The organism is Streptomyces sp. MBT65, assembly GCF_016612545.1.
Taxonomy (GTDB): domain Bacteria; phylum Actinomycetota; class Actinomycetes; order Streptomycetales; family Streptomycetaceae; genus Streptomyces.
Window position 1 is genome coordinate 1 of record NZ_JAENRY010000239.1, and the last position, 11,652, is coordinate 11,652.

The 11,652-nt window shown below is 69.9% G+C and carries 13 protein-coding genes; 2 read left to right on the top strand and 11 right to left on the bottom strand.

Annotated features, from left to right (window positions below; genetic code table 11):
• On the top strand, window positions 1-897 hold an 897-nt coding region (locus tag JHN63_RS37720; protein WP_200689526.1), incomplete at its 5' end, for a tetratricopeptide repeat protein.
• Here the strand turns inward: JHN63_RS37720 and JHN63_RS37725 are convergent.
• Entirely contained in the window at window positions 839-1,150 is a 312-nt protein-coding gene (locus tag JHN63_RS37725) for a hypothetical protein (protein WP_200689528.1), read from the bottom strand. The genes JHN63_RS37720 and JHN63_RS37725 overlap by 59 nt on opposite strands.
• A 303-nt stretch (window positions 1,151-1,453) precedes the next feature.
• Between JHN63_RS37725 and JHN63_RS37730 the strand changes: the two genes are divergently transcribed.
• Entirely contained in the window at window positions 1,454-1,792 is a 339-nt protein-coding gene (locus JHN63_RS37730) for a DUF4333 domain-containing protein (RefSeq protein WP_200689530.1), read from the top strand.
• 66 nt (window positions 1,793-1,858) lie between these two features.
• On the opposite strand, the gene JHN63_RS37735 is transcribed toward JHN63_RS37730, so the two are convergent.
• From JHN63_RS37735 to JHN63_RS37780, 10 genes are all read right to left on the bottom strand, one after another.
• Window positions 1,859-2,575 carry a response regulator transcription factor gene (locus tag JHN63_RS37735; protein WP_200689532.1) on the bottom strand — a complete coding sequence of 239 codons (717 nt, stop codon included), beginning with the start codon at window positions 2,573-2,575 and terminating at the stop codon, window positions 1,859-1,861.
• Window positions 2,572-3,825, bottom strand: a complete 1,254-nt coding sequence (locus tag JHN63_RS37740) for a histidine kinase (RefSeq protein WP_307782071.1) — start codon at window positions 3,823-3,825, stop codon at window positions 2,572-2,574. The genes JHN63_RS37735 and JHN63_RS37740 overlap by 4 nt, the downstream gene beginning before the upstream one ends.
• A gap of 80 nt (window positions 3,826-3,905) precedes the next feature.
• Window positions 3,906-4,235, bottom strand: a complete 330-nt coding sequence (locus tag JHN63_RS53265; RefSeq protein WP_200689551.1) for an SDR family NAD(P)-dependent oxidoreductase — start codon at window positions 4,233-4,235, stop codon at window positions 3,906-3,908.
• On the bottom strand, window positions 4,168-5,280 hold the full coding sequence (locus JHN63_RS37750) for an alpha-hydroxy acid oxidase (RefSeq protein WP_200689534.1): 1,113 nt from the start codon (window positions 5,278-5,280) through the stop codon (window positions 4,168-4,170). Before JHN63_RS37750 ends, JHN63_RS53265 begins: the two co-directional genes overlap by 68 nt.
• A gap of 125 nt (window positions 5,281-5,405) precedes the next feature.
• Entirely contained in the window at window positions 5,406-6,752 is a 1,347-nt protein-coding gene (locus JHN63_RS37755) for a PLP-dependent aminotransferase family protein (protein WP_200689536.1), read from the bottom strand.
• Between the two features lie 3 nt (window positions 6,753-6,755).
• Window positions 6,756-7,667, bottom strand: a complete 912-nt coding sequence (locus JHN63_RS37760) for a prephenate dehydrogenase (RefSeq protein WP_200689538.1) — start codon at window positions 7,665-7,667, stop codon at window positions 6,756-6,758.
• The gene (locus JHN63_RS37765) at window positions 7,667-8,584 is read right to left on the bottom strand and encodes a phytanoyl-CoA dioxygenase family protein (RefSeq protein ID WP_200689543.1); all 918 of its coding nucleotides are present in this window, start codon (window positions 8,582-8,584) and stop codon (window positions 7,667-7,669) included. Before JHN63_RS37765 ends, JHN63_RS37760 begins: the two co-directional genes overlap by 1 nt.
• 52 nt (window positions 8,585-8,636) lie before the next feature.
• On the bottom strand, window positions 8,637-9,701 hold the full coding sequence (hppD, locus tag JHN63_RS37770) for a 4-hydroxyphenylpyruvate dioxygenase (RefSeq protein ID WP_200689544.1): 1,065 nt from the start codon (window positions 9,699-9,701) through the stop codon (window positions 8,637-8,639).
• A gap of 99 nt (window positions 9,702-9,800) precedes the next feature.
• Complete coding sequence (locus JHN63_RS37775) at window positions 9,801-10,307, bottom strand: flavin reductase family protein (RefSeq protein WP_200689545.1); 507 nt, start codon at window positions 10,305-10,307, stop codon at window positions 9,801-9,803.
• 81 nt (window positions 10,308-10,388) lie between these two features.
• On the bottom strand, window positions 10,389-11,652 hold a 1,264-nt coding region (locus JHN63_RS37780; RefSeq protein WP_234478297.1), incomplete at its 5' end, for an acetyl-CoA carboxylase biotin carboxylase subunit family protein.

The following is an 11,652-nucleotide window of genomic DNA, read 5'->3' on the forward strand; positions in this document are numbered from 1 at the left end:
GGACTGGGGCGGGTCGACCCGGACACGCTGGTCGTCCGGCTGCACGAGGCGCGCTTCCGGATGGAGTCGGGGCTCATCGACGCCGCGCTCAACGACTTCGTCGTCCTGGCCGGCGAGGCGCGGGCGGCGCTCGGCGCCGGCGACCCGGTCGTGGCGCTCGCCGACGATCACGTAGCGCTGTGCCGCGGGCTGTCCGGGGACGCCCGGGGCGCGCGCGAGGGATATGCCGTGCTCGTCCGGGAGTTGGAGCGGGACCTCGGGCCCCGGCATCCGACCACGTTGAAGGCGCTCACCGACCTGAGTCGGTGGATCGGCGAGACCGGTGACGTGGGGCTGGCCGTCACCACGTACGGGCGGGCCGTGGAGGGGCTGGTCGCGGTGCTCGGGCGGCTGCACCCCGAGACCCTCGTCGCCCGGCACAACCTCGCCTACTGGCACGGGAACGCCGGCCAACTCGACGAGGCCATCGAGCAGTTCGTCACCGCGGCCGACGACGCCGAACGCGCGCTCGGCGCCGAACACCCCACCACCCTGACCTACCGGGTCAACCTGGCGTTCTGGCGCGGCATCGCCGGGGACACCGCCGCCGCCCTGTCCCAACTGGAGGAATTCCAGCGGACCTTGGAACGGGTCCTGGGCGCCGACCACCCCCGCACCCTGCGCGCCCGCCAACAGCGGGCCGAACTCCTGCACCGGCACGGCGATCACACCACCGCCGCCGCCCAACTCACCGCCCTGCTGGCCGACATGGTCCGCGTCCAGGGGGCCAACCATCCCCGTACCCAGGAGGCGGACCAGCTGCTGGCGCGCTGGTCCCGGCCGGGAGCCACTCCGGATCTCAGCGCGACGGAGCAGGCGACACGGACCGCGGACCGCGCCCCCGGCGACCGTTCCTGACCACCACACCGCCCACCACGGCCACCACCGTCCCCCCGATCGCCACCTGGATGTTGAGCCGCTCACGGTCCTGGACATCCGCCAGGTCCGCCCGCGCCCGCGCCTCGTCCTCCCCCGTGAGCCCGAGGTCGTAGACACGGTGTTCGGCGAGCCGCCGGTCGTCCTTGTCCGCGTAGGTCAGCAGACTCAGCAGGGCGAACGCGACGCCCACCACGATCATGAGTACGCCCACCACAGATCTGGTCCCGCGCATGATGCCTCCCCGATGCCGCCGGCGTTCCCTACGCTCCCGAACGTAGGGCCGCCGCCCGGTCACCGTCCCGCCGGCACCCGCATCGCCCCAGCTCAGCGGCGACATCACCCGTCCCCGCTCCGGCCCGGTACGGGAGCCGTAGGGTCGCCCCATGACGTGCACGCCGAACGGCCCTCGTCCTTACGGCCGAGGCCGGCGCCCCCGACCGGCCGTTGGGCCGAGGCGGCGGGCGCCCGCGCGGCGGCAGGCTCTGAGGACAGCAGCCGGTGGGGACCGGCCGCACCGCGAATCGAGGAGCTCCGCATGAAGCGCATCGTCATCGCCCTGGCCGCGGCCGCCGTCCTGGCCGCCGGTGTCGTGGTGGCCTGGAACGTGTTCGACAACTCGTCGGTCGCCACCGCGAGCGGAGCCGGTCACACGGTGCCGCGCTCGGAGGTCGAGAAGCAGGCCAAGGAGAACTACGCCATCCCCTTCTTCCAGGACGGCCCGCAGTCCGTGAGCTGCCCCGGCGGGCTGCGCGCGAAGATGGACTACACGGTGGAGTGCACCGCCGTCTTCAAGGGGCAGACCAAGAAGATGCTGATCTCCGTCACCGGGGTGCACGGCGACCGGGTGAGCTTCGACTACGGCCTGACGAAGTAGGCGGGAAGCGTCCGGGGAGGAGTCGCCGACTCCCCGCGGTGCGGGGCCCGTTGAGCGGCCGGTCGCTCAGCGGTCGCCGACCACGCCGCACCGCCACGCCCACGCGGCGATCTCCACCCGGTTCCGCAGCTTCAACTTGCCCTGGACGCTGGCCATATGCGTCTTGACCGTGGAGAGCGACACGAACAGCTCGGCGCTGATCTCCTGGTTGGTCCGGCCCTCGGCGACCAGTCGGACCACATCAAGCTCCCTCGCTGTCAGGGGACTTGAGGACGTCTCGGCGGCCTGTCGGGCGGCGTCCGCCGCCGGGCGCTGCTCGCCGATCCGCTCCAGCAGCCGTACCGTCACGGCGGGCGACACCAGCGCGTCGCCCCGCGAGGCCGCCCGCACCGCCTCCACCAGCAGCCCGGGGCCCGCGTCCTTCAGCAGGAACCCGCAGGCGCCGCCGTGCAACGCGCCGTAGACGTAGTCGTCCTGGTCGAAGGTGGTCACGACCACCACCCGCAGCGGGTCGACGGCCTTGGGGCCCGCGAGCAGCCGGGTCACCTCGAGGCCGTCGAGTTTCGGCATCCGGATGTCGACGAGGCACACGTCCGGCCGCAGCTTCCGGGCCAGTTCCACGCACTCCGCGCCGTCCGCCGCCTCGCCCACCACCTCGATGTCGGGCTGGAGTTGGAGGATCAGCCGGAATCCGGTGCGCACCATGTCCTGGTCGTCGGCGATCAGGACCCGGATGCTTTTCCCCGAACCACGCGCGCCGGCACCGGCATTGGCCTCGGTCATGCGGGCGATCCTGTCACAGCCCCGCGCGACGAGGACTCCGCCGCCCCGCGCAGCGGAAACTCCGCCGTCAGCCGCCATCCCCCGTCCTCCGCCCGGCTCGCGTACAGCGTGCCCCCGACGGCCTCGGTCCGTTCGGCGAGCCCGACGAGGCCCAACCCGCCTCGCCCGCCCAGGGGTTCGGCGTTCGGCGCGGTCCGGCGCGCGGCCGGCGCGTTGTGCACCTCGACGCGCAGCCGCCGGGCATCGCCGCCCCCCTCGCCCTCCCCCGACAGTCCGACCCGCACGGACACGGACGGCGATCCGGGCGCGTGCCGGCGTACGTTCGTCAGCCCCTCCCGCACCACGTTCCGCACCGACGTCTCCACCTCGGGATCGGGCCGCGCCTGCCGTACCTCGGCCGCGACCTGAAGGGTGGCGGGGGCGTCGCGTTCGGCGAACGCCGCGACCAGTTCGCCCAGTTCGGCGAAGAGATCCCCGGGCCGTACCGCCCGCGCGTCGTCCTCGCGCAGCACCCGGACCAACTTCCGCATGGACTGGAGGGTTTCGGACCCGGCCCGCTCGATGTGCCCCAGCAGTACGTCCACTTGCTCCGGCGCGCTCTCCCGGATCGCCCGCGCGGCCTGCGCCTGGACGACGATGCCGGTGACGTGGTGGGCGACGAAGTCGTGCAGTTCCCGGGCGAGTTCGAGCCGCTCGCTCTGCCGGACCCCGGCGACCGCGCGCCTTCTACGGTCGTCGAGGCTGCGCAGATAGCAACCGAGCCCGACGGCACCGCCCGTGGGGAAGGTCAGCAGGAAGGCGAAGGCGACACCGCTCCCGTCCAACCGCATCGGCGCCGCGAGCACGGCGATCCCGAGGGCAGCGCTCAACGCGGCGGCCTGTCTCGGCGACGGCACGTCCTTCGCCGTACGCACCAGGAGCAGGAGGAGACACAGCGTCTCCAGCAGCCCCCAGCCGGCGAAGGTCGGCGTCACGGACCCGAGCAGCCCCAGCGTGACCGCCCAGGAGACGGCCACGGCCAGCGCCGCGCCCCAGGTCGACGCGGGTGGCCTGCCGGGCGACAGCAGGACGACCCCGGCCACGACTCCGGGCACCACCCGCCACCACACTCCGGCCCCTTCGAGCCCGGCGGTGCCGGCGACGGAGGCCACGTCGAGCACCCACAGCAGCGCCATGACCACCGCCAGCGCGGTGAGGGCGGTACGGCGGGACAGCCGGGAGAGGGGCGTCTGATCGTCTGTGTCTCGCACAACTCGCAGCGTAGGGCCGGCACTTGCTGGGCGGCCCCGGAACCCGGGAGCGGGCGGGTGGTCGGGAGTCGGTCGGCGCGTCAGGCGCCGAGGCTCAGGCCGCCGTCGACGTGAATCTCCGCTCCCGTGACGCAGCGGGACCGTTCGTCGGCGAGCCAGAGCACGGCGTCGGCGATCTCCTCCGGTTCAGCCGGGCGCTTGAGGAGGGTCCGGTCCAGGAGTTCGCGGCGCATCTCCTCGGGCATGTCCTCCATCACCTCGGTGCGGACCAGGCCCGGCGTCACGAGGTTCGCCGTGATGCCGTAGGCGGCGTACTCCCGGGCGATGCGGTCTTCATTTCTCTTATCTCGACAGCTCCGCAGTCGGAGCCGTGCGACCGCCTCGGTGGGAGACTCCCGACCGTCCGAAATCGGCGACGGACGGCGCGCCCATCAAGGCCATGACCTCCTCGAACTCGTCGATGAGCAGTCGCAGGACGCCCGCGACCCCCTCCGCACCGGAATGCGAGAGCCCCCACAGAGCCGGACGTCCGATCATGACCGCGTCCGCGCCCATGCACAGGGCCTTGGCCACGTCCGCGCCGTGCCGGATACCCCCGTCGAGGACGACCTGGCATCGTCCTCTCACCGCGTCCACCACCTCGGTGAGGCACTCCGGAGCGCTCGTGGAGAAATCGAGCTGTCGGCCGCCGTGGTTGGAGACAACCAGCGCCGACACGCCGTTCTTGACCGCCAGTTCGGCGTCCTCGCCGGTCAGCACGCCCTTCAGCACCACCGGCAGCGACGTCACTCCACGCAGCCAGGCAAGGTCCTCCCAGGTGATCGAGGCGTCGAACTGCTCCATCGAGTGCCGTGCGACAGCCGATTGCCCGTCGAGGCTCCGGTGGGAAGTGGCCATGACCTCCGGAGCGAGGTTCACCGCTCGCACATCGGGCGGTACCACGAACCCGTTGAGGGCATCGCGCGGGCGGAACGCGACTCTGGGTGCGTCGACGGTCAGCACCAGGGCCCGATAGCCGGCGGACTCGGCCCGGCGGATCAGATCCGTCATCGCCGCACGGTTCCTGAGCCAGTAGAGCTGGAGCCACAAGGGGCCGCCGGCCGCCGCGGCGGCGATGTCCTCAAGGGTCCGACTGGCGAACATGCTCACGGTGAACAGCACGCCCGCGGCGCCCGCGGCGCGCGCCGTCGCCACCTCGCCCTCGGGGTGGGCGAGCCGATGGTAGGCCATGGGGGCGATACCCAAGGGAGCCGCCAACTCGGCACCCAGCAGGGCGGTCGAGGCGTCGCAGTGGGAGACGTCGACGAGGCAGCGCGGCCGCAGCTGAATCCGGTCCAGAGCCTCCCGGCCCGCCGTCAGCATCGACTCGGTGCCGCTGCCGCCGGCGAGGAAGTCCCAGACCGGTCCCGGCAGCCGCTCCTTGGCCGCGGCCTCGTAAGCTTCCAGGTTCGGCACCTCGTGTTCTCCATTCTCCGTCCGGTGAGCGGGTCGGTGGCGCGCAGGTGAGGGCGGGCCAAGGGCGTGTTTCAGAAGCAGCGCCGCGTGCGTGGCTGGGGGCACCCCTTCTGGGGGAGGGACTTCTAGAACACGTCCTGGTCGGCTGTGCCGGTTGTCTGCGCGGTGATGAAGGCGGCCAGCCTGGCGACGCCCTCGGTGATCTCCTGCGGGCTCTGCGAGCTGCACGACAGACGCAACTGATGCGTGCCCCCGCCGTCCAGATGGAAGTCGCTCATCGGGGTCCACAGCACGCCGAAGGACCGCGCGGAGAGCTCGAGAGCCCGGTGGTCGGCGGCGAAAGGGACGTCGACGACGACGAAGAAGCCGCCGTCGGGACGATTCCAGCGGACTCCGGCCTCGGCCCGGCGCGCCGCGGGGAAGTGCCGCTCCAACGCGTCGAGCAGCGTGTCCATGTTGGTGCGGTAGTGGGCGACAGCCTGCGCGTTCGCGGTGCGGAGCCGACAGTCGCTCTCGACCAGCAGCCCGCCGATGACGGCCTGGCTGACGGCCGAGGTGTTCACCGTGGTCATGCTCTTGATCTTCGACAGCTCGTCCGTGATCATCGTGCGCCGGCCGGACGGGCCTACGACCTCCTGGTCGGCGATGATGTAGCCCACACGGGCTCCAGGAAGCGCGGTCTTGGCGAAGGAGCCCAGGAAGATCACCCGGCGGTTGTGGTCGAGGGCCTTCAGCGTCGGGCGGGCCGATCCGGAGCGGACGAAGAACCCGTACGGGTCGTCCTCCAGGACCAGCAGGTCTTCGTCGGCGGCCACCTCGAGCAGCCGCTTCCGCGCCGCCGGACTCATACTCGCTCCCGAAGGATTACCGAAGTCCGGGACCACGTAGAAGGCCCGGGGACGTTCGCCCGCCTGCCGGCCGGCGCGGACAGCCGCGAGCAGGGCCTCCGGATCGGGTCCGGCGGGGCCTTCGGGCACGGGGCGCACGCGGATGCCCAGGAGCTGGGCCACACCGGTAACGCCCACATAGCAGGGTGAACTGACCAGCAGCGTGTCTTCGGGCCGGGCGAAGAGCGCCCTCAGGGTGAGGAGCAACGCCTCCTGGCAACCCGTCGTCACCACGATCGCTTCCGGCGGGACCTGGATCCCCTCGTCGTTGGCGACCGTCCTGGCGATCAGTTCGCGGATGATGCCGCTGGTACGGCCGTACTGGAACAACTGGGTCCGCACCTGATCACGTGACCAGCCGAGTTCCTTCTCGAGGTACGTGGTGTACGTCTGGATATGGCGTGCGAGGTCCTCGGGTTCGAAGCCGGCCTCGGTCGGCCGGCCCGGAGCGAAGGAGATCGCGTCCGGGAATCGGCCGACGACCTCATTGAGGAAGTTCATCGCGTCGAGGACCGGGGCTCCGAGCGATGCGTGCAGGTCGGCGAGCAACAAGGCCTGTTCCGGTGGCGCTGCGACGTGCGTCATCCCTCACACCCTTCCCGGTGCGGTCGCGTAGTCCGTGCTCAGGCCGGCTCCGTCCGTGCTGCGCGCGGGGATCCGGGCCCTTCCCTGTACGCCGCGGAGCAGGACCGACGCGAGCCGGTCCATCGAGGCACTGCCCTGCTCCGGCTTCCGGGCGGTGCCCAGTGTGCGCAAGGTGTCGACCATCAGCCCGACGTCGTGGGAGAACTCCGCGAGTACGTCGGCGACGGCGTCGGCGTTCGTGCCCAGGATGTCGGTCCACAGTTCGGGGCTGCCGCCGGCAAGGCGGGTCACATCACGGAGTCCCTGTCCCGCGAGCCCGAGCTGGGACTGCTCGCCGTGCAGCAGCCGCGCCGCGAGCAGGCTCGACACCAGATGCGGGGTGTGGGAGACCAGCGCGACCGCCTGGTCGTGCTCCGCCTGGGTCATCACGACCGGCCTGGCCCCGCACAGCTCGGCCAGGGTCCGCGCGCGTTCGACCGTCTGCGGCCGGGTCTGCGGGGCCGGAGTGAGTACCCAGGGACGGCCCTGGAACAGGTCGGCGCTCGCGGCCAGCGGACCCGACTGCTCCCGGCCGCCCATGGGATGCCCTCCGACGAAGCGGGTCAGGTCGCAGCCGGTCCGGGCCGCCTCCTGCTGGACCCGTTCCTTGACGCTCGCCACATCCGTGAAGTCATGTGCCAGCAGACGTAGTTGGTGTTCTCTGAGGGCCGTCGCAACGTACTGCGGTGGTACCGCGATGACCGCCAGATCGACCGGTTCGGGAGGACCGCCCACGATCCCTGCCCCGAGATCGGCGGCCGTGCGTGCCGCCTCCGGATCGGTGTCGATCAGGTAGGTGGTGATGCCCCGGCCCCGAAGGGCCAGGGCGATCGACGTACCGATCAGGCCGGCCCCGACCACCGCGATGCTGCGCATCAGCGGTTGCTCCACAGGAGTGGGAGGTACTCGGGGTCGCTGTAGTCGGGAGTGCCGTCGGCCGTACGGCGCACCAGCACGTCGTGGTTGTAGCTGACCTGGGTCCCGTCCGAGCGGAAGAACTCGCGGTACTGGTTCTCGCCGTCCTGGAGGTGGAAGGAGATCGCGCGGCGCGGACGGTCGCTGACGTTGGCACCGCTGCCGTGGTAGGTGCGGCAGTGGTGGAAGTTGACGTGCCCCTTGGGGATCATGACCGGGACCTTGGTGACCTCCACGCCGTTGAACGCCGCGTTCTCCTCCAGCATCTGGTCCAGCTCGGAGCGGTCGCGCTCGGCGAAGTGCAGCGAGGTGGCGTCGTTGTCGACGGTCTCCTTCCACAGGTGGCTGCCGTCGACCATGGTGATGGTGCCCATCTCCTCGCCGCAGTCGTGGAAGGGGATGAACGCGGTCAGCATCCGCTCGGAGGTGGAGGTGGACCAGTAGTGGCGGTCGAAGTGCCAGGGCACGATGTTCGACTGCTCCTGCGCCACCGGGGGCTTGTATATGAGGGTCGACTGGAAGACCCGGATCTGCTCGGCCTCGGCCAGGCGGGCCGCGACGGCGCCCAGCAGCGGCTTGCGCAGGATGCGGCCGATGGTGTCGTCCTCGTAGTGGATGTAGTCGTTGTGCCGCTGGACGTCGCCCTTGACCGGCTCCCAGTAGGCCAGCTTGGGCGGGCGTACCGGCAGGGTGCGGTCGCGGTGGCCGGCGTAGAAGCGCTCGCTGGCGGCCTCCAGCTGCTCGACCTCATCGTCGGTGAACAGCTTCTTGGACAGGTACCAGCCGTGCTCGGCGTAGAAGGCGACGTCCTCGTCGGTCGGGAGCAGCGCGCGCTCCTCGTCGGTGATGACGAAGTCCTGGGCGTCCTGAATGGTCATGGTCTTCCTTACGAGGTGCGTGGCTTGACGTCAGAAGGGCGCGCCGAGCGCGTCAGGAGACGGCCTTCTCGCTGGCGACCGCCTCGTAGAGGGCCTTGATGTTCCCGCTGCCGAAGGTGCGGGCACCGTGGCGGTCGATGACCTCCCAGAAGTACGTCTTCCGCACGTGCTGGGACTGGGTGAAGATCTGGAACAGCTGGCCCCAGTGGTCCTGGTCGATCAGGACGTTGGTGCGGCGCAGGTCCTCGACCCGGACCTCGGGGCGCTCGAAGCGCTCCTGGAGCTGGTCGTAGTAGGAGCCGGGCGTCTGGAGGAAGGTGACGCCCCGCTTCTCCAGCGTCTGCACGGTGCCCACGATGTCGTCGCAGAGCAGTGCCAGGTGCTGGACGCCGGCGCCGCCGTGGCGGGCCAGGAAGGTGTCGATCTGGCCGGGCTGACGGTCCGTCACCGGCTCGATCAGGGTGAAGGTCACCTTGCCGGACGGGCTCTGGACCACCTTGGAGTCCATCGCCTGGGCGCCGACCTCGATGAACTCTTCGAAGATCTGGGAGAACCCGAAGACCTTCTCGTAGAACGCGACCGTCGAGTGCAGCTGGCCCGCCGGCAGGCAGATCGCCGCGTGGTCCACGGTGCGCAGCAGCTCCTCCCCCGCCTCCGGGTCGGCGGCGATGATGTCCATCACGCCGGGCAGGAACTGCTCGCGGTCACCGCTGCGCTGCACGAACCGGTGCGCTACGTCGCCGAAGCCCAGGACCGAGGCGGTGATCACCTCGGTGTCGTCCTTACGGTGGACGGTGGGCGGCTCGACCGGGGTCGCGCCCCGCTCGACGGCCAACTCGAAGGCCTTGACGGCGTCTTCGGTCTCGAAGGCGATGTTGGCCACCCCGTCGCCGTGCTGCATCACGTAGTGCGCGGCCGGGTGGGTGGAGTTGAGGGCGGAGGTGAGGACCACCTCGATGCCGCCCTGGCGCAGCAGCAGCGAGCGGTGATCGGCCTGGCCGGTCTCGGGACCGGCCACGCCGCAGACGCGGAAACCGAAAGCGGTGCAGAGGTAGAAAGCGGACTGCTGGGCGTCTCCGACGTAGAACTCGACATGGTCCACGGCCCCGATATTCATGCAAAACCCTTCTGTTCCCGTTTTCGACAGGAGAAAGTCGAGATGCTCGAGAGAATGGCGAACAGGTGAATAGAGGAGCGCGCCGCCCCTGCTGTCGCGCTAGAGAGAGGAGAACTCGTTCAGCGGCGACCAGACTCCGTAGTCGCCCCGACGGTAGAGAAGTGGTTCACGGGGGAATACCTCTGCGGCTTCCACCCGGCCTACCACGAGACAATGGTCACTCACTTCGATCACGTTTTCAACCCTGCATTCCGCAAGGCCGAGTGCGATATCTGTGAGCAGTGGCGCGCCTTCGGCGATGAGCGAGGGGCGCCATTCGACATGGGCGAACTTGTCCGTGTCCTTGCTCGCGAAAACCCGTGAGGCGTCGCGTCCGGACGCGGAGAGGAAGTTCACCGCGAACGCCTGCGAGGACAGGATCGCCGGTAGTGTGCGGGACCCCTTGCCGACCGAAACCAGCAGCGTCGACGTCGCCGCCGACACCGAACAGACGGCATTGCTGGTGAAACCGTGCGGCTCACCGTTGCCGTCCGTCGCGGTGACGATGGCGATCGGGGTCGGGAACGAGCCGAAGAGTTCGCTGAAGGGTACAGAGCCAACGTCCATCAAGTTCCTCCGCGGAACAGCAAGTTGACCGTCACCATGACTACGCGACCCGCTGGCGCTCGTGGCTCGGCGCGCGGCTTGTCATGGTGATACGAGAACGGTTTCGATGTGAAAATCGGCGATGATCCGCCGAATGTCCGCTTCGACGTCCGCCTCGTCGCCGACCAGAATGAACCGCCCGCTGTGCACGGCGTCGTAACTGCCCCCGACGGGCAGCACTTCACCCGCACTCGGCACCAATTCGCGCCAGATCGTTCCGCATTGCTCACGCATGGAGGTCACGGTGACGACTCGGGCCGGCAGATCGGCCGGCTTCGGGATGATCAGCCAGCCGCCCGAGGGGTCACCCGCCACGGGAGGGATCGTCACTCTCTCGTCGCAGAATGCGGCCAGCCACGGCTCGAAGAGGTTGACCCCGAAGACCTTCTCCGTGAGATAGGGCACTTCGGCTCCGCCGATGCGGCCCGCGATCTCCAGGAAGACCAGGTCTCCTTCCGCGGTGACGAAGAGTTCGAGGTGGAACGGCATGGAGGCCATGTTCAGAGCCGAGACGCACCTCCGCGCGAACTCCTCCACCCGGCTCCGCAACGGGGAGGCCTGCACAATGACCGAACCGAGTGGCTGCCCGGCCGCCTCGAAGGCCAGGCAGTCATTGATGTAGCGGGACACCGCCATGAACGGGATCTGCGAGTCCTCGCCGACAAACCCGTCCACGTGGTAGATCGGCCCGTCGATGTACTCCTCGAGTTCGTAGTCCCCGGTGTCGATCTCCCCCAGCAGCGCCGTGAGCGTGGCCTCGTCCTCGACGCGGTGCACCCCCCTGCTCCCCGCACCGGACACCGGCTTGAGGATCAGGGGGAACCCGGTCGCCCGCGCGAAGTTCACCGCGGACTCGGCGCTGTCACAGGAGGCGAACCGAGGCGCGCGGATACCGGCCTTCGCCACGGCTTCCTTCATCCGCAGCTTGTTCCGGTAGAGCGCCACGTCCTCGGGCCGCGGACCGGGGATGCCGAATGCCGCGCGGACTTCGGCCGCGATACCGAGCGTGGCCTCCGACACGGCGACGAGCCGGTCGATCGGGCCGACGTGGTCCGTGATCTTCTGAACCGCTCCGCGGAGCGCCTCGAAGTCGTTGAGGTCCTCGACCTCGACCAGGTCGGCGATCTGCTCGGGATCGGCAAGGATTCCGGTGGTGCCGGTTGCGTCGGCTATATAGCTGACCTGGTGTTTTTCATGGTCGATGAGGTCTTCGAAGCGGCCGAGGGAGAAGTCCCAGCGTGGTCCGCTGTGGAAGCGTGGCCAGCGGTTGATGACGGTGATGTGCATGGTGGGTCCTTCATGGTGG

What these genes read in the sequence shown, in the direction of transcription:
- JHN63_RS37725 (WP_200689528.1), bottom strand. Translation starts at nt 1,150, where the DNA reads ATGCGCGGGACCAGATCTGTGGTGGGCGTACTCATGATCGTGGTGGGC.
- hppD (WP_200689544.1), bottom strand. Translation starts at nt 9,701, where the DNA reads ATGAATATCGGGGCCGTGGACCATGTCGAGTTCTACGTCGGAGACGCC.
- JHN63_RS37775 (WP_200689545.1), bottom strand. Translation starts at nt 10,307, where the DNA reads ATGGACGTTGGCTCTGTACCCTTCAGCGAACTCTTCGGCTCGTTCCCG.
- JHN63_RS37735 (WP_200689532.1), bottom strand. Translation starts at nt 2,575, where the DNA reads ATGACCGAGGCCAATGCCGGTGCCGGCGCGCGTGGTTCGGGGAAAAGC.
- JHN63_RS37765 (WP_200689543.1), bottom strand. Translation starts at nt 8,584, where the DNA reads ATGACCATTCAGGACGCCCAGGACTTCGTCATCACCGACGAGGAGCGC.
- JHN63_RS37755 (WP_200689536.1), bottom strand. Translation starts at nt 6,752, where the DNA reads ATGACGCACGTCGCAGCGCCACCGGAACAGGCCTTGTTGCTCGCCGAC.
- JHN63_RS37760 (WP_200689538.1), bottom strand. Translation starts at nt 7,667, where the DNA reads ATGCGCAGCATCGCGGTGGTCGGGGCCGGCCTGATCGGTACGTCGATC.
- JHN63_RS37730 (WP_200689530.1), top strand. Translation starts at nt 1,454, where the DNA reads ATGAAGCGCATCGTCATCGCCCTGGCCGCGGCCGCCGTCCTGGCCGCC.